This is a genomic window from Billgrantia pellis, from assembly GCF_008297955.1.
In the GTDB taxonomy this organism is placed as follows: Bacteria; Pseudomonadota; Gammaproteobacteria; order Pseudomonadales; family Halomonadaceae; genus Halomonas; species Halomonas pellis.
On sequence record NZ_VTPY01000001.1, the window covers coordinates 416,398 to 433,620 of the forward strand.

Genomic DNA, 17,223 nt, shown 5'->3' on the forward strand with positions numbered 1-17,223 from the left:
TGACGGCCCTCTCGCTATTCTGCACCCTCAAGAAGTTCCGCATGTTTTCATCTGGTTTCGCACGGGAGTGCCGGCATGATCGACCAGCTCGAGGCCGCCTTTAATTTTCACCAGCAAGCGCTGGGACTGCGTCAGGAGCGCCACAAGGTGCTGGCCAGCAATATCGCCAACGCCGATACGCCCAACTACAAGGCGCGCGACATCGATTTCGCCAGTGAACTCAAGAAGGCGGTCGAGCACGGGGGCGCGGGGGGGGAAGGGCTCGCGCTGGCACGTACCTCCGATCGCCACCTGGCCGGCCAGGGCCTTGCCTCCCCGCGCCAGGAGTTGCTCTATCGCGTGCCGGATCAGCCCAGCCTGGACGGCAATACCGTGGATATGGACCGTGAGCGCACCCAGTTCGCCGACAACTCGGTTCGCTATCAGGCGGCATTGACCATTCTCAATCGCCGCATCCAGGGGCTCAAGAATGCCATGCAGCCGGAATAACCCGAACGGCTGAAGCTGAAGAGAGAGGGATCGTACCATGTCGATGTTTTCCGTGTTCGATATTGCCGGCTCGGCCATGAGCGCGCAGTCACAGCGCATGAACGTCACCGCCAGCAACCTGGCCAATGCCGACAGCGTGGCCGGACCTGACGGCGAGGCCTATCGCGCCAAGCAGGTGCTGTTCGAATCTCGCCTGCAGGGCGGGCGCGGCATTGGCGGCGTCGGTGTGCGCGAAGTGGTCGAGGACCCGGCGCCGCTGAGGCTGGAATACCGCCCGGAGCATCCGCTGGCCAACGAGGAGGGCTATGTCTCCATGCCCAACGTCGAGCCGGTACACGAAATGGTCAACATGATCTCGGCCTCCCGCTCCTATCAGGCCAACGTGGAAGTCATGAACACCAGCAAGCAGATGATGCTCAAGACGCTGACCTTGGGTGAGGGCTGATCATGTCGACCACTATCGATTCGAATGTCGCCTCGCGGGTGAATCAGGGCGGCCCGGGGGCTCGTGATGCCAGCCAGTCCGCCGAGCTGCGCAATAATTTCATGACCCTGCTGATTACGCAGTTGCAGAACCAAGACCCGCTCAAGCCGATGGACAACCATGAGATGACCAGCCAACTGGCGCAGATCAATACCGTCAGCGGCATCGAGCAGCTCAACGAGACACTCGCCGGCATCACCGACCAGATGAACGCCGGCCAGACCCTGCAGGCGACCGGCCTGATCGGAAAAGGCGTGCTGGTGCCAGGCAACCGCGTCCTGCTGGAGCAGGGTGAAGAGGGTGAGGTGCACACCACGCCGTTCGGCATCGAGCTCGAGCAGTCCGCCGAGAACGTTCGGGTGACCATCTCCAACGCCAGCGGTCAGGTGATAAACCGCTACGACATCGGGCCGGTCCAGGCCGGGGTGGAATCCTTCACCTGGGATGGCATGAACAGTGAAGGCGAGGCGGCCGTTTCGGGCGCTTACGAGGTTCGCGTGGAAGCCACCAGCGGCGACAAGACGGTGAAAGCCACCACGCTCAACTATGCCGTGGTCGGCGGGGTGACCCCGCCCGACGAGAACGGTGGGGTCAGGCTCGATCTGGGCGCCGTGTACGGTCAGGTCGGCCTCGGCGAGGTCAAGCAGATTCTGTAACGCATGACACCGATTTTCCTAAGAGAACCGCGAAAGCAGCATTTCAGCCGGTAGGCAGAGGAACGAAGCATGAGCTTTTCACAAGCATTGAGTGGTTTGAACGCCCAGTCGCAGCGACTGGGGACGATCGGCAACAACATCGCCAACTCCCAGACGGTGGGTTTCAAGGGCTCCAACGTCCAGTTCTCCGACGTGTTCGCCAACTCCAAGGTCGGCCTGGGCACTCAAGTGTCGACCGTGCTGCAGAACTTCAAAGAAGGCAACATCGAATCCACCGGCCGCAACCTGGACCTGGCGGTGGCCGGCGAGGGGTTCTTCCGCTATCAGCAGCCTAACGGTGAAATCGCATACTCGCGCAACGGCCAACTCACCATGACGGCAAGCGGCGAGCTGATCAACGCCCAAGGCGCGCAGATCATGGGCTACGGTCTCAATGCCCAGGGAGCGGTGCAGGTGGGCGGGCAGCCGGTAGCGCTGACCGTCGACGCCGAAGACATGCCGGCCCGCGCCACTACCAACGTCAACGTGACCTTCAACCTGGATTCCCGCGAGGTGTCCGGCAGCGATCTCAACAGCACCGAGCTCGCCAGTGGTGAGATCATCAACTACCACTACGCCAATAACTTCACCGTATACGATTCCCTGGGCAACCCAGTGAACGCCACGGTTTATTACGAAAAGGTCGGCGGCCCCGAGAGCCAGAACGTCTGGCAGGCCAAGGTCGTGGCCGATGGCGCCTATGACCCGGCCAACGACTTCCTGATGGAGTTCAATGCCAACGGCGGCCTGGTCGGCGTGCGCGAGATTGACGGCGACTATCTCACCGCCCAGGACACCTATCAGGCGGCCCAGGCCGACGTGCTGAGCGCCGAGCAGGTACGCGACGCGGCCCAGTCCCAGCGCGATCAGCGTCAGGCCGAACTAGAGGAAGCTCAGGCTACGCTTGATGCCATGGATCCGAGTGACCCTGAATATACTGCAGCGGAGGAGGCGAGGGATGATGCCGAGGCGGCCCGTGATCTTGCCCAAACGGAGCTGACGACTGCCGAAGGGGAGCTGACCACAGCTGAGGATGCCAGAGATAGCGCCGAAACCGCCTGGGTCGCCGCCTTCAACGCGCTGGAGAGCGGCCAGCGGAAGGAAATTGCCTTCGATATCGACAATGGCGGCGAGCCGCTGGTCTTCAATTACGACCCCGCGGGTTCCACCCAGTTCGGTAATGCCTCCACCACCAGCAGCCTGACACAGAACGGCTACACCTCGGGGGCTCTGGTGGGCATTACCATTGAGGAAGATGGCACCGTGATGCGCAACTACTCCAATGAACAGTCGCGCCCGCAGGGCCAAATCGCCCTGGTCAATTTCCGCAACCCAGAGGGCTTGAACCCCGCGGGCGATAACCTTTGGACGGCCACCCAAGCCTCCGGCCAGGAACTGATCGGGGCGCCGGGTACCGGCATGCTGGGCGGCATCATCTCGAATGCGATTGAAACGTCCAACGTCGACATGGCGGGCGAGCTGGTCAACATGATCGTGGCGCAGCGGGCCTACCAGGCCAACTCGCAGACGATCAAGACCCAGGACGAACTCCTGCAGACCGTCATCAACCTGCGCTAAGCGAATAGGGTAGCCGAGTCATGGATCGCATCCTCTATACCGCCATGAGCGGGGCCAAGCAGAGCATGGATCAGCAGGCCGTGGTCAGCCACAACCTGTCGAACGTCTCGACCAGCGGCTTCCGTGCCCAGCTGCATGCCATGCGCGCCGTGCCGGTGCAGGGCGACGGTTTGCCCACTCGCGTTTCCGTGGCGGCTTCCACGCCGGGCAGCGACTTCAGCGCGGGGCCCATCACGCGCACCGGACGCGGGCTGGACGTGGCCATGGAGGGCGGTGCCTGGCTCGCCGTCCAGGCACCCGACGGCACCGAGGCCTATACCCGTCGCGGCGATCTGGAAGTCGATGGCGACGGCCTGGTGACCGTGCTGGGGCGCCCGGTGATCGGTGAGGGCGGCCCGATCATCGTGCCGCTGGGTTCCAGCGTCTCGGTGGGCGCCGATGGGACCTTGAGCGCCATCGGGGAAGGAGAGGGGCCCGAAGCCCTGGTGGACGTGGGCCGTCTCAAGCTCGTCACGCCCGAGCAGACCCTGCAGCGGGGTGACGACGGCCTGTTTCGCCTGCCTCCCAATGCCGAAGGCGAGGTGGCGGCACTGCAAGCCGACGAGAACGCCCGGGTCGCCAGTGGTGCACTCGAAGGCAGCAACGTGAGCGCGGTCGAGGCCATGGTCGCGATGATCGACGTGGGCCGCCGCTACGAAATGCAGATGAAGGTGATCAGTACCGCGGACGAGAACGCCCAGCGGGCCAATAACCTCTTGTCTCTCCAGGGTTGATGCTTCGAGCGTAAGGAAAACTACCGATGATCAAGTCATTGTGGACGGCCAAGACCGGCCTCGAATCCCAGCAGGTCAAGCTGGACGTCATCTCCAACAACCTGGCCAACGTCAGCACCAACGGCTTCAAGCGTTCGCGTGCGGTGTTCGAGGACCTGCTGTATCAGAACCTGCGCCAGCCGGGTGCGCAGAACGATGTGCAGAATCGGTTGCCGTCGGGCATGCAGGTGGGTACCGGCGTACGCCCGGTGGCCACCGAGCGTCTCCACTCTCAGGGCGGGCTGGAGCATACCGAGAACTCGCGTGACCTGGCGATCAACGGCAACGGCTTCTTCCAGGTGCTGATGCCGGATGGCAATACCGCTTACACGCGTGATGGCAGCTTCCAGCTCAACGAAAACGGCCAGATGGTGACGGCCAACGGTTATCCGCTGGAACCCGCCATCATCATTCCCGACAACGCCCTGTCCATTTCGATCGGCGAGGACGGGATCGTCTCGGTGACCCAGCCCGGCGTGAACCAGGCGCTGGAAGTGGGCCAGATCACCATCTCCACCTTCGTCAACCCGACCGGGCTCGAGAGCATCGGTGGCAACCTCTATGTGGAAACGACCTCCTCGGGACCGCGCAACGAGACCATGCCGGGCATGATGGGCGCCGGTCGACTCTTCCAGGGGTACGTCGAAACCTCCAACGTCAACGTGGTGGAGGAGATGGTCAACATGATTCAGACCCAGCGTGCCTACGAAATCAACAGCCGGGCCGTGCAGACCAGCGACGAGATGCTGGCTCGCCTGAGCCAGCTCTGATCGCCCCCAGATAAACCAGCCTGAGCCACAACGGTATGGCCGGAAGCGAGTGAGAATGAAAGGTATGGGTTGTTCGGCCTTGCGCCTGGCCGTGGCGCTTCTCGCCATCATGATGCTGGCCCTGGGGGGATGCGCCCAGGTGCCGCGCGCCTCGGTGGTTGGCGAACAGGAGCAGATCAATGTCGTCGAGCCGCCGCCGCGGCTGGCCAACGGCGCCATTTATCAAGCCCACCGCGGCTCCCAGCCGCTGTTCGAGGACCGTCGCCCGCGCATGGTGGGCGACATTCTCACGATTGTGCTCGACGAGCAGGTCAGCGCCAGCAAGAACTCTCGCTCCAATGCGGATCGTAGCGCCTCCGCCGGCCTGAGTTTCGACCAGCAGTCCGATGCGCTGGCTGCACTGGCCAACCTGGGTTTCGATATCTCTGCCGCTGGCGATACCGGCTTTTCCGGTGGCGGCGGCTCCCAGGCCAACAACAGCTTCACTGGCACCATTACCGTTTCCGTGCTGGAAGTGATGCACAACGGCAACCTGCGGGTACGTGGCGAAAAGCAGATCGGCATCAATCAAGGCGTGGAGTTCATTCGCTTCTCCGGTGTGGTGGCACCGCGCGCCATCACCGGACAGAACACCGTGCCCTCCACGGCCGTGGCCGATGCGCGCATCGAGTACGTGGGCAACGGCTACATCAGCGAGGCGCAGCACATGGGTTGGCTGCAGCGGTTCTTCCTCAACGTATCGCCTTTCTGACGATGACCGCATACCGAGGCGCACGAATGACGTTCTTCAAGACGCTTACCCAGACATTGACCCGGCCAATAGCCCGCAAGCGCTGGGTGACACGGCCGGTGCTTTTGGTACTGGCGCTGGTGCTGGCACTGCCGGCGCAAGCCGAACGCATCCGCGAAATAGCCAACTTTGCCGGGGTGCGAGACAACCAGTTGGTCGGCTATGGCCTGGTGGTCGGCCTCGACGGCACGGGCGACCAGACCATGCAGGCGCCCTTCACGGGACAGAGCTTGACCAACATGCTGTCGCAGCTCGGCATTACCGTGCCGCCGGGTACCAACATGCAGTTGCGCAACGTGGCCGCGGTGATGGTAACGGCCGACCTGCCGCCTTTCTCGCGTCCTGGGCAGCGGTTGGACGTCAACGTCTCTTCGATCGGCAACGCTCGCAGTCTGCGTGGCGGTACGCTGCTGATGACGCCACTCAAGGGGGCCGATGGCGACACCTATGCCATCGCCCAGGGCAACTTGCTGGTCGGTGGGGCCGGGGCGGAGGCGGGAGGCGCTTCGGTACAGGTCAATCAGTTGGCCGGCGGGCGCATCGCCGGCGGTGCCATGGTGGAGCGTGAAGTACCGCTCGATCTGGGGAGCAATGGCGGGCTGCTCGAGCTGGAGTTGAAGGAGTCCGATTTCGGCACGGTACAGCGCGTGGTCAACGCCATCAACAACGAATTCGGCCGCCCGGTGGCGGCGGCGATGAACGGTCGCGTCATTGCCCTCGACGGGCCGATGAATGCCAATTCCCGGGTCAACTTCATGGCCCAGGTGGAGAACATCCAGGTCACGCCCACGGAAGCGTCGGCCAGGGTGGTGTTCAACGCCCGTACGGGGTCGGTCGTCATGAACAGCGCGGTCAAGCTGCATCGCGCGGCGGTCGCTCATGGCAACCTTTCCATCGTGATCGATCCACGGTTCATGGTCAGTCAGCCGGCGCCCTTCGGCGAAGGGGAAACGGTGGTGGTACCCGATACCGAGATCGAGATTCAAGAGCAGGATGCCTACCTGCGCGTGGTCGAGGGGGCCGATCTCGTGGATGTGGTCAATGCGCTCAATGCGCTTGGTGCCACGCCCAGTGACCTGATGGCCATCCTCGAGGCGCTCAAAGCTTCCGGCTCGCTGCGGGCCGACCTGGAGGTGATTTGATGAGCATGCAGGAGGTCAGCGGCCAGTTCGCCCTCGACGTGCAGGGGCTCGAGCGTCTCAAACATACCGCTCGCCAGGATCCTGCCAGCGGGCTGAAGCAGGCCGCTCAGCAGTTCGAGGCGCTATTGTTGCAGACGATGCTCAAGAGCATGCGCGATGCCAGTCCCGGCGATGGATTGCTCGACAGCCAGCAGACCGAGTTCTACCAGTCGATGCTCGATCAGCAGTGGGCCCAGACCATGGCGGGCCGGGGCATCGGCCTGGCCGATCACTTGATGGCCCAGTTGGAGCAGCAGACCGGTGTCAGTCGTGCGCAGGGCAATGTCGCGGATCGCGAGCTGGGTGAACTCATTGCCGGCATACCGCGTGGCACGCCACGTGTACTGAGGGATGCGTTGCAACCCGAATCGACCGATGAAGCGTCAAGTCGCCAAGCCGAGAAAGGGGATGCACCCCCTGGGGCGGCGGCGCCGGCCAATTTCCTCGACGAACTCGAGACCGTGCGGGGCGGCTTCATGGCAGCCGTCGATGCCACACCACCGGCATCGGCCTCGGTCAATGGCACGGCAGCCCTCTCCAGCCCATCCACGTCCATTCCGACTGACAGCGCCCGGGCGACCGGCGAGCGAGGCGAGCAGGTGGAGCGCTTCATGAAACGCCTCGAAGCGCCCGCCCAGGCGGCGAGCCGTCGCACCGGGGTTCCGGCCGAACTGATCCTGGCGCAGGCGGCACTGGAAACCGGCTGGGGACGTCGTGAGATTCCCACGGCCGACGGTGGCAACAGCTACAACCTGTTCGGCATCAAGGCAGGTAAGAACTGGAACGGCAGGACCACGGACGTCACGACCCACGAATACATTGGCGGACAGCGTACGCGCGTCGTCGATACGTTCCGGGTCTACGGCTCCTATGAGGAAGCTTTCACCGACTATGCCCGCCTGATCGGCGACAACCCCCGTTATGCGGAAGTGACGACTGCCGGTAACGCTGAGCAGGCCGCCCGCGCCTTGCAGGCGGGCGGCTATGCCACCGACCCGGCTTATGCCGACAAGCTGATTGCGATGATGAACAGCATGGGACCGATGGGGCAGCCGCGCGGCGATTCGCTGGTCTTTTTCCACTACTGATTTCTGACACAGTGATTCGACCGCGCCGTCTTTTTGGCAGTGCTTGCCTAAAGGTTTTCGAGGTCAGGCCGATATAACGGACATTGGCGAAAGGAAACGATACCATGAGCATCCTATTTTCCGTCGGCCTGAGCGGTTTGAATGCCGCCCAGAACGCGCTGAACACTACCGGCAACAACATCAGCAACGTCTACACGCCCGGTTATAACCGGGAGCTGACCATTCTTGGCCAGAGCCGTGCCGATGCCGGGGTGCAGGTCAACGATATTCAGCGTCAGTACAACCAGTACGTGGCCTCGCAGCTCAACGCCGCGACCAGTGCCTCCCGTGCGCTGGAAGCCTACGGTAACCAGATCAGCCAGATCGACAACCTGCTCGCCGATCGCGAAGCGGGGCTGGCGCCGTTGATGCAGAATTTCTTCTCCTCGCTGGAAGACCTGGCCGGTGCGCCGTCCGACCCGGCCGCACGTCAGGGTGTGCTGGGGGCGGCCAACACGCTGACCGCTCAGTTCCGTGCCTTCGACGGCTACCTGCAAGATATGCAAGAGGGCATCAACGGGCAGATAAAGGACGAAGTCACCCAGATCAACAACATGACCGAGCAGATGGCGACGCTGAATCGCGAGATCGCACTGGCGCGAGCCCGTAGCGGCGAGGCGCCCAACAGCCTGCTCAATCAGCGCGACCAACTGGTGCATGAGCTCAGCGAGCGCATGGACATTCGCTTGAACATCCAGGATGGCAAGAGCTACAACATCAGCCTGCCCAACGGCCAGCCGTTGGTATCGGGCACCAACCACTACAAGCTCGAAACGATGCGTGCGCCTAACGATCCGCAGCGTACCGTATTGGGCTATCGCGATTCCGGCAGCAACCTGGTAGCGCTGTCGGAAGACACCATCCAGGGCGGCACCCTGGGCGGGTTGATGACCTTCCGGGCCGAAACCCTCGACAGGACGCAGAACCAGATCGGCCAACTGGCGGTGTCGCTGGCGGTGAGCTTCAACGAGCAGCACCATAAGGGCGTGGATCTCGATGGCAATCAGGGCGAAGACTTTTTCAGCATCGGCCAGCCCCAGGCCTTCTCCCACTCGCATAACAGCAGCGGGGTGGAGGTAACGGCGGCCAGCTTCGATGAAACGAACATTGATCGACTGCGTGCTACCGATTACACGGTACGCTTCACCGGTGGTGAGCCGCAGGTGATTCGCAAGGATAACGGCCAGGCCGTGCCGGCCAACGAGGTGGACTGGGACGTCGACTCCTCGACGCTTAGCTTTGGTGGCATGACGCTCGAATTCAACGGCACGCCGGCGGCCGGTGATCGTTTCGAGGTGCAGCCGGTGCGTCGAGCCGCAGCCGGTTTCGAGTTGCAGATCAGCGATCTGGACAAGATCGCGGCGGGTGATGGGGGATATGGGAGCGAAGAAGGCGACGCGCTTCATTCCTTCAAAAGTTCGGGCGATTTGCCTGTTAGCGATCTAAGTGTATCGTCAGGGGCTTTTTCCAATAGTAAGAAATATCAGCTAGAAGTGGACTCGGAAGGTACGTTGGCACTGACACCTGCGGCAACGATTCGGGTGAATGGTGAACTCTTCGATGCGTCTACGGATAAACTGCCTGTCGGGGCAACCGTTGTTATTGATGGTATTACTTTCACGCTTGATGAGCTTCCTGGCGAAGATGAAACGGCGTCGTTGACGGTCACCCAGAATGTCATTGCTGCCACGGGCGACAACCGCAATGCCCTGGCATTGCAGAATTTGCAGAGCGAGGCACTGGTGGGGGGGCGTGCATCCTTCAGCCAAGCCTACGCCGGCATGATCAGCGATGTGGGCAACCAAACCAATATCGTCAAGGTGAATCTCGATGCGCGCCAAGGGCTCACCGATCAACTCAAGGCGGTACAGCAGTCCGAATCCGGCGTCAATCTTGATGAGGAAGCGGCCAACCTGATCCGCTACCAGCAATTTTACATGGCCAACGCCAAGGTGATCGATACAGCGTCATCGCTGTTCGACACCATTCTCGGCCTGCGTAACTGATTCGAAGGGAGTCCAGTACGATGCGTATCAGCACCGTGACCATGTTCGATCAGAGCGTGGCATCCATGAACCGGCAGCAGAGCGACTTCCTCAAGGTCAGCCAGCAGATCGCCAGCGGCCGTCGGGTGGTCAATCCCTCCGACGATCCCCAGGCCTCCTCGAGGGCGGTGGGGGTCGGCCAGGCGAAGGCGATCACACAGCAATATGCCGATGCTCGGGTCACGGCTCGCAACACACTGGGCCAGGCCGAGAGCGTGGTCAACGGCGTGGCCGACGGTATCACCAGCGCCAAGACGCTGCTGATCCAGGCGGCAAGCGATACGCTGAGCGATGTCGACCGCCAATCGATCGCCTCCGAACTGCGCAGCGTCTACGAAACCTTGATAGGACAGGCCAACGCCACCGACGGCAACGGTCGTTACCTGTTCGGCGGCTATAGCGATGACGCGGCGCCCTTCGCCCGTACCAGCGGTGAGGGGGTGTCGGGTACGACGTACATGGGTGACGGCAACACACGCGAGCAGCGTATCGACGCCTCACGGTTGATGCCGGTATCCGACAACGGCATTACTATCTTCCAGAGCGTGCCTTCCGGCGCCGGCTATGTGGCGCGGGCGGAGCGCGAAAGTGCGCCGGCGGAGCCGAACGGTCTAGGCGTTCAAGACGGGTATTACGCCAACGCGGGCTCGGTAACGTTTACCAGCGGGCCGAACCGCGTGGATCCGAATGCCGAGCATTTCGGCAAGCCATTTACCATCAACTTCAACGAAGAGGGTGGTGAGATTCGAGTTCAGGTCGCGAACCCCGATGATCCCGACGAATTGATCTATGACCAGCCTTACGAATCCGGCAAGACCGTCAGCTTCGGTGGGATCAGCATCACGCTCGAGGGTGAACCCGAGGGCGGTGACCAGATTCACGTGCGTCCCGCCGATGACGAGGGCGCCAACCAGGATCTGTTCAAGACCCTCAAAGACGCCATCGATCTGTTGGAGATGGACCAGGAGGACACCGCCGAGAACCGCGCTCATTTCCGCAACACCCTCAATACGGCAATGCGCGAGCTCGACAACAGCCTGGACAACGTACTCACCGTGCGTGCCTCCATGGGCGCGCGCCTCAACGAGTTGGACGTGGTCGATGCCGTAGCCGGCAATCGCATGATGAACTACGAGCAAACGCTCTCCGACCTGGTGGATCTCGACTACGCCCAGGCAATTTCCGAATACAGTCTGCGTCAGGTGGGATTGCAGGCCGCCCAGAAGGCCTTTGTCGACGTGAAGGGGATGTCGTTGTTCAACTTTCTGTAAAAAATTCCTGGCAGGGATGCCGTCGAAGCGTTTTCTCTACTCCGGTTCCCTGCAGACCTAGCCGGCCTTCGGCCTGGTCTCTTTTCGCCGCTCCGGCTTGCCGGGGCGGTTTTTTTATCGCTCGTGTCGGAAAAGACCCGCGGTTCAAGTGAGAGGCGCCATGGCCTCGATGAGCTGATAAAGAAAATGAATGCCGCTGCTGAACAGGCGATGCAGGAAGCCGGAAAGATCGGTCATCAACACCATCAGCAGAACGAGACCGATGGTGAGCGTCATGGGAAACCCGATATTGAAGACCGTCAGCTGAGGAGCGGAGCGGTTGAGAATGCCCATGGCCAGGTTGAGGATCAGCAGCGAGCCGACCAGCGGCAGGGCCAGCGACATGCCGGCAACGAAGATGGTGCCACCGTAGCGTGCCAGCATCTCGAAAGCCGCCGGATTGAAGGCGCCGATACCCACGGGCAAGCTGTGAAAGCTCATTACCAGGGCCTCCAGTATCATCAGGTGGCCTCCGAGAGCGAGGAACAGCAGCAGCGCGATCATATAGAGGACCCGTGAGAGGATCATGCTGTTGGTACCGCTGCTGGCATCGAAGAAGGTGGCGAAGGCCAGCCCCATCTGCAGGCCGATGAATTCGCCGGCGGCCTGTACGACGGCAAATATCACCTGCATGACCAGCCCCATGGCGATGCCTATCAGCATCTGTTCCACCATGATGCCCAGGCCCGCCCACGACATGACGGGGACATCGGGCATGGGCGGCAACACCGGCGCAACGACGATCGCCACCAGCAGGGCGAGTCCGAGCTTTGCCTGTCTGGGAACGCTGGAGTGACTCCACAGCGGGGCGGCGGCGAAGAAGGCGAGAATGCGTACGAAAGGCCAGAGCAGGGCCACCAGCCAGCCCTGCAGTTGGGCGAAGGTCACCTCGACCATGAGCGGTTCACATCAGCATGCCGGGGATGCCGGTGATGAGGTTGCGTGTGAAATCGGTGATCAGTTTCAGCAGCCAAGGTCCGGCCAATACCAGTACGGTAAAGACCCCGAGAATCTTGGGGATAAAGGAGAGTGTCATCTCGTTGATCTGTGTGGCCGCCTGGAACAGGCTGACGAGGAGGCCCGTCAGCAGGGCGGTAATCAGCAGCGGTCCGGCCAGGAAGAGGGTGACCCGCATGCCCTGGTAGGCGATTGCCATGACCGTTTCCGGTGTCATCGTTGACTCCTCGCCGCGCATGGAGCGGCCGTATCGGTTGCGGCGTGCGGCCGCTAGCGCATCGACTAGATGAAGAAACTTTCCGAAAGCGACCCAACGATCAGCTGCCAGCCATCCACCAACACGAACAGCATCAGCTTGAAGGGCAGCGAGATCGTGGCCGGGGGGACCATCATCATGCCCAGCGACATCAGCGTGCTGGCCACGACCAGATCGATGATCAGGAACGGGATGAAGATGGTGAAGCCGATCTGGAAGGCGGTCTTGAGTTCGCTGGTGACGAAGGAGGGTACCAGGATGCGCAGCGGCACATCTTCGGGGCCCTGCATCGGGCCCACGTCGCCCAGGCGAGCGAACAGCGCCAGGTCATTCTCGCGGGTCTGTGCCAGCATGAACTCGCGGAACGGCTCCTGGGCCAACGCCAGGAACTCTTCGAAATTGATCTCTTCGGCGGTCAGCGGTACCCAGGCGGTTTCGTAGACCAGGCCGATCACCGGCGACATGATGAAGAACGTAAGAAACAGCGCCAGGCCGAGCAGCACTTGGTTGGGCGGTGTGGACTGAGTGCCGATGGCGGTGCGCAGCAGGCTGAGCACGATGATGATCCGAGTGAAGCTGGTCATCATCAGCAAGGCGGCCGGCAGGAAGGCCAGTGAACTGAGCAGCAGCAGCGTCTGGAGCGAGAGCGACCATTGCTGGCCGCCGTCGTCGAGCGGTCGGCTGACGATGCCGGGCAACTGCTGGGCGATGGCATCCAGCGGCATCAGGGCCAGCGCCACCGCCATCAGCAGGCCGAGGGCGAAGGAAGAAGACGCACGTGGGTTCATGAACTACCCCGCCCGGGGCCTCCCAGGCCGGCATTCTGCTTCAAGGCACGGGCGAAACGTGCAGCGAAGCGCTCTCCCTGCGGCAGCTCGCTGCTCGCGGCGTTACCCTGATCGGGTGGGGCAGGAAGCTCGTGCAACTTGCCGATCTGACCGTTCCCTACACCGAGCACCAGCCAGGTGCCCTCGACCTCGACGATCACCAGCCGCTCGCGATTACCCAGCGGTGTGCTGGCGACGATCTGCAAGTGTCCGCCGGCGACACGGCGCTGCGGCCCCCAGCGGCGGAGGAGTGCCGTGCAGACCAGGATGATCACGATGACCAGCGCCAGGGCGGCGGCCGTCTTGCCCAGAGTGGCCATGCCCACCAGGCTGTCGCCGCCGGCCAGCGCCTCGAGCCCTGCGACGGACGTCTCGGTAGAGGAGGTATCGCTCATCGGTTCAGTTTCTGCACCCGCTCGGAGGGGGTGATGATCTCGGTGATGCGGATGCCGTACTTGTCGTCGACCACGACCACTTCGCCCTGGGCGATCAGATAACCGTTGATCAGGATGTCCATCGGTTCGCCGGCCAGACCATCGAGTTCAACGACCGAGCCTTGGGCGAGCTCCAGCAACTGCTTGATGGTCAGCTTGGTACGGCCCAATTCCACGGTCAGCTTGACCGGGATGTCCATGATCATTTCGAGGTCGCGTGCAACGCCGCTCTCCTTGCCCTTGTCGAGGGGACGGAAGATGCGATCACCCGCGGATTTCGGCGCGGGGGACGGCGCGCTTGAGGGCGTTTCGTCAGCCGCGGCTTCGACGGCTTCTTGTTCGGCCAAGGCTTCCGCCCAGGGATCGTCATCGCTGGAACCGTCCGCGGCGGCCTCGGCCGCTTCTTGTTCGGCCATGGCCTCCGCCCAAGGGTCGTCGTCTGCAGCGGGCTCGTGGCGGCTCTGCTCCGACATGGCGGCGGCCCAATCGTCGTCGGAAACGTTCTGATCGGGTTTCTTGGGATCAGTCATGCTTGGATTCCTTGGCTTGAGGCGCTGCGCCCTTGATAAAGGCGTCCTTGGACACCGGGTTTTGCGCACCATGATCGATGATGCGGATGACACGCAGCGCGCGCTGCTCGTGCTGGCTGCCGTAGTCGCACTCCATCACGGGAACGCCATCGACACTGGCAGTAACGGTTTCGGGTAGCTCCAGGGGCAATACGTCGCCCACCTTGAGCGCCATGACATGCGCGATGCAGGTCGGAATGTCGGTGAAATTGGCCACCAGCTCCACTTCGGAACGGCGAATCTCGCCGGCCATTCGCTTGGTCCAGGAGCCGTCATTATCGTGATGACCATCGCTATGCGGGTTGGCCAGCAGATCGCGCAGCGGCTCGATCATCGAGTAGGGAATGCAGATCTGAAAACTGCTGGTCAGATTGCCGACCTCGATGTTGAAGTTCGTGTTGACCACGATCTCGTTGGGCGAATTGGTGATATTGGCGAATTTCGACTGCATTTCCGAACGCAGGTAGTGAATCTGGAGCGGATACACCGACTTCCATGACTCCTCGTAGGCGTCGATGGCCAGATTCAGCAAACGCTGAATGATGCGCTGTTCGGTATTGGTGAACTCGCGGCCTTCCGACTTGGTAAGAAAGCGTCCATCGCCACCGAACAAGTTGTCCACCACCATGAAGACCAGATTGGGCGGGAACACGATCAACGCCGAACCGCGCAGCGGCTTCATGCCGATGATGTTGATATTGGTCGGCACCGGCACGTTGCGAGAAAATTCGCTATAGCTCAGGTAGCGCACCGAATCGACGGTAATGTCGGCGCTGCGGCGGAGCAAATTGAACAGCCCCATGCGGAAGTGCCGGGCAAAGCGCTCGTTGATGATGTCCAGCGCCTGAAGGCGCTCGCGGATCACACGGTGCTGGGTCGCCGGATCGTAAGGACGAACGCGAGACTCGTCGCCGCTTCGCGCAACGGGCTCGTCGTCGCCGCTGACTCCCTTGAGGAGGGCGTCGATCTCATCCTGCGATAGCAGATCGTCTTGAGACATGATGGCCTGGGACCCGTTATTGCACGATGAACTCGGTAAACAGCACGTCCTGGACCTCCAGGGGCGGCTGAGGCTCGGTCAGCGGCTCGGCCAGCGTGGCGATGACCTCCTCGCTCAGACGACGCTTGCCTTCCGGCGAGGTCAGCTCGCTGGCCTGCTTGCCGGAGAACAGCATCAGCAGGCGGCTGCGGACCTGCGGCATGTGCTCGGTGAGAATGGTGCGGGTCTCGTCGCTGCCGACCTTGAGCGAGATGCCGGTATAGAGCAGGCGCGAGCCGTAGCTGTCATCGGCCAGGTTGACCGTGAACGGATCGATCTTGACGAAGATCGGCGTTTGACGCTCCAACTGCTGCGTCTGGGCGCTGCCTTCGGCATCCCCGTTGCGGTCGCTCATGACCATGTAGATCGCTGCTGTGGCCGCGCCCGTGGAGAGCAGTACCAGCAGTATCATCAGCCACAGGAGCTTGGAGGAGCCACGCGTCGATTTCGCCATTACCGTGCCTTTCGTGTCGTTACAACCGTTGAGGGAATTATGTCGGAGACGCGCGGCCCGTGAAGGGGGGAACAGGCCACGCGAAAGGGGCTATCTTGCCTTTTTGTCAGGCATAGAGATTGACGCGTCCCTCCAGAGAGACCTGGGTCGCTAGCGCATCGTGCTCCTCACCGTCCACGAGCATCGCCTCGCCACCTTGTCCGGGAGCCGAGCGGCCCTGCTGGCCGCCGTTGCCGGCGAATGCCTGGGCGTCATGCTGCCGCTGCTCGCCGACGGAGGTGTCCCCCAGGCTGATGCCCTGCTCGGCAAGCGATTCACGCAACTGGGGAATCGCTTGCTCGATGGCCTGACGGACCTGGGCGTGCGCCGACAGGAATTGCGCTTGCGCGCCTTGCTCGGTGACCTTCAACGTGACCGAAAGCGGCCCCAGCTCGGCCGGATGGAGATGCATCTCGATGCGCTGCTCCCCGCCATGGCGGGCGAACTGCACCAACTGCTGTCCCAACTGCCCGGGCCAGGCGGGGCTCTGCAAGGGAGCGCTCAGATGGGTCTGGGCAGGTATCGGCACGGTCGTTTGAGCGCCCGAGGTGGAAACCGTTGAAGCGGCTTGGGGAGCAAGGGGAACGGATTCCGGCACGAAGCCACCTCTCGCGGTATCGCTGGCTGCGCGAAGGTCGGCGCCGTTGGCCTGCACGCCGTGGGTCGGAAGCGCTGCCGCACGGCTCGAGGCGAACTCGGCACTGCGCGTGGCCGCTTCGGCACCATCGCGGGCCGGAGGTGGGGTGGCCCCCGCGAGCAGCGGATTTGTCGCCTCCGCGCGCGTCATGGCGCGCTGGGTGTCCGCGTTCGCGGGCACCTCTGCCAACTGAGCGACACCGGGCAGGGGAGCCGGGGTGCGTTCGGCGGCGCCCTGTGACCTGAGCGCGGCATCCATCGGGGCCGACATCAGCGCCACGGCATCGGCCGCCGTATTGGGCAGCGGCGTTTCACCGGCCTGGGACAGCTCGGCCGGCAGCCATGCCGGGTTCGGCAGGGCGGCATCGGTCGCTCCGGTTTGCCATTGCTGGGTCTCTTCGATCAGTGTCAGGCGGGCCATGATCTCATCGAGGAGGGCATCGGTATCGCCGGCATCCGTTTCACCATCAGCCCGGGCCAGCCGGGCATCAAGCGCTTGCAGCAGCGTCTGATGTGCGGCCATGGTCGATGGCGCGGTCCCATGGGCCGCGTTTCCCAGCGCTTTCAGCATCGGCCCACCGGCTGCGGTGTGAGCGGCGCCGCCGGCGTTGGCCAGGCTCAGGGCGAAACGACCGTTTTGGCCGACGGCGCCGGGCTCGACGTTGCCGGTTGCCTGGGACGGCAGCGAGGCCAGGATCATGGAAATGTTCATCGTTGTCTCCTAAACCGAA

The 17,223-nt window shown here is 62.6% G+C and carries 19 protein-coding genes; 11 read left to right on the forward strand and 8 right to left on the reverse strand.

Annotated elements, in window-relative coordinates; translation table 11 throughout:
• Positions 1-75 precede the first annotated feature (75 nt).
• The 11 genes from flgB to flgL all read left to right on the forward strand — a co-directional run bounded on the left by flgB (position 76) and on the right by flgL (position 11,242).
• Positions 76-489, forward strand: a complete 414-nt coding sequence (gene flgB / locus F0A17_RS02075; RefSeq protein ID WP_149326669.1) for a flagellar basal body rod protein FlgB — start codon at positions 76-78, stop codon at positions 487-489.
• A 37-nt stretch (positions 490-526) separates the two neighbouring features.
• The gene (gene flgC / locus F0A17_RS02080) at positions 527-934 is read left to right on the forward strand and encodes a flagellar basal body rod protein FlgC (RefSeq protein ID WP_149326670.1); all 408 of its coding nucleotides are present in this window, start codon (positions 527-529) and stop codon (positions 932-934) included.
• A gap of 2 nt (positions 935-936) precedes the next feature.
• Positions 937-1,629 (forward strand): flagellar hook assembly protein FlgD, encoded by a 693-nt coding sequence (gene flgD / locus F0A17_RS02085; RefSeq protein WP_149326671.1) that lies wholly within the window; start codon positions 937-939, stop codon positions 1,627-1,629.
• Between the two features lie 69 nt (positions 1,630-1,698).
• Positions 1,699-3,246 (forward strand): flagellar hook protein FlgE, encoded by a 1,548-nt coding sequence (locus tag F0A17_RS02090; protein WP_149326672.1) that lies wholly within the window; start codon positions 1,699-1,701, stop codon positions 3,244-3,246.
• A 20-nt stretch (positions 3,247-3,266) separates the two neighbouring features.
• Positions 3,267-4,019: a flagellar basal body rod protein FlgF gene (locus F0A17_RS02095; RefSeq protein WP_149326673.1), complete on the forward strand. Its 753-nt coding sequence runs from the start codon at positions 3,267-3,269 to the stop codon at positions 4,017-4,019.
• A gap of 26 nt (positions 4,020-4,045) precedes the next feature.
• Complete coding sequence (gene flgG, locus F0A17_RS02100) at positions 4,046-4,828, forward strand: flagellar basal-body rod protein FlgG (RefSeq protein WP_149326674.1); 783 nt, start codon at positions 4,046-4,048, stop codon at positions 4,826-4,828.
• A 64-nt stretch (positions 4,829-4,892) separates the two neighbouring features.
• Entirely contained in the window at positions 4,893-5,579 is a 687-nt protein-coding gene (locus tag F0A17_RS02105) for a flagellar basal body L-ring protein FlgH (RefSeq protein ID WP_228716795.1), read from the forward strand.
• 26 nt (positions 5,580-5,605) lie between these two features.
• The gene (locus tag F0A17_RS02110) at positions 5,606-6,760 is read left to right on the forward strand and encodes a flagellar basal body P-ring protein FlgI (protein WP_228716774.1); all 1,155 of its coding nucleotides are present in this window, start codon (positions 5,606-5,608) and stop codon (positions 6,758-6,760) included.
• Positions 6,760-7,887: a flagellar assembly peptidoglycan hydrolase FlgJ gene (gene flgJ / locus F0A17_RS02115; RefSeq protein ID WP_149326676.1), complete on the forward strand. Its 1,128-nt coding sequence runs from the start codon at positions 6,760-6,762 to the stop codon at positions 7,885-7,887. The genes F0A17_RS02110 and flgJ overlap by 1 nt, the downstream gene beginning before the upstream one ends.
• A 104-nt stretch (positions 7,888-7,991) precedes the next feature.
• The gene (gene flgK, locus F0A17_RS02120; RefSeq protein WP_149326969.1) at positions 7,992-9,932 is read left to right on the forward strand and encodes a flagellar hook-associated protein FlgK; all 1,941 of its coding nucleotides are present in this window, start codon (positions 7,992-7,994) and stop codon (positions 9,930-9,932) included.
• 20 nt (positions 9,933-9,952) lie between these two features.
• The gene (gene flgL / locus F0A17_RS02125) at positions 9,953-11,242 is read left to right on the forward strand and encodes a flagellar hook-associated protein FlgL (RefSeq protein WP_149326677.1); all 1,290 of its coding nucleotides are present in this window, start codon (positions 9,953-9,955) and stop codon (positions 11,240-11,242) included.
• Between the two features lie 144 nt (positions 11,243-11,386).
• Here the strand turns inward: flgL and fliR are convergent, their stop codons facing one another.
• From fliR to F0A17_RS02165, 8 genes are all read right to left on the reverse strand, one after another.
• On the reverse strand, positions 11,387-12,178 hold the full coding sequence (gene fliR / locus F0A17_RS02130; protein ID WP_149326678.1) for a flagellar biosynthetic protein FliR: 792 nt from the start codon (positions 12,176-12,178) through the stop codon (positions 11,387-11,389).
• Positions 12,179-12,185: 7 nt separating this feature from the next.
• Positions 12,186-12,455 carry a flagellar biosynthesis protein FliQ gene (fliQ, locus tag F0A17_RS02135; RefSeq protein ID WP_149326679.1) on the reverse strand — a complete coding sequence of 90 codons (270 nt, stop codon included), beginning with the start codon at positions 12,453-12,455 and terminating at the stop codon, positions 12,186-12,188.
• A 65-nt stretch (positions 12,456-12,520) separates the two neighbouring features.
• Entirely contained in the window at positions 12,521-13,240 is a 720-nt protein-coding gene (fliP, locus tag F0A17_RS02140) for a flagellar type III secretion system pore protein FliP (protein WP_323849402.1), read from the reverse strand.
• Between the two features lie 38 nt (positions 13,241-13,278).
• Entirely contained in the window at positions 13,279-13,716 is a 438-nt protein-coding gene (fliO, locus tag F0A17_RS02145; RefSeq protein WP_149326681.1) for a flagellar biosynthetic protein FliO, read from the reverse strand.
• Entirely contained in the window at positions 13,713-14,285 is a 573-nt protein-coding gene (gene fliN / locus F0A17_RS02150) for a flagellar motor switch protein FliN (protein ID WP_149326682.1), read from the reverse strand. Before fliN ends, fliO begins: the two co-directional genes overlap by 4 nt.
• Entirely contained in the window at positions 14,278-15,324 is a 1,047-nt protein-coding gene (fliM, locus tag F0A17_RS02155) for a flagellar motor switch protein FliM (protein WP_149326683.1), read from the reverse strand. The genes fliN and fliM overlap by 8 nt, the downstream gene beginning before the upstream one ends.
• A 16-nt stretch (positions 15,325-15,340) precedes the next feature.
• Positions 15,341-15,817: a flagellar basal body-associated protein FliL gene (gene fliL, locus F0A17_RS02160; RefSeq protein ID WP_149326684.1), complete on the reverse strand. Its 477-nt coding sequence runs from the start codon at positions 15,815-15,817 to the stop codon at positions 15,341-15,343.
• A 106-nt stretch (positions 15,818-15,923) separates the two neighbouring features.
• Positions 15,924-17,204: a flagellar hook-length control protein FliK gene (locus tag F0A17_RS02165; protein WP_149326685.1), complete on the reverse strand. Its 1,281-nt coding sequence runs from the start codon at positions 17,202-17,204 to the stop codon at positions 15,924-15,926.
• Between the last annotated feature and the right edge of the window lie 19 nt (positions 17,205-17,223).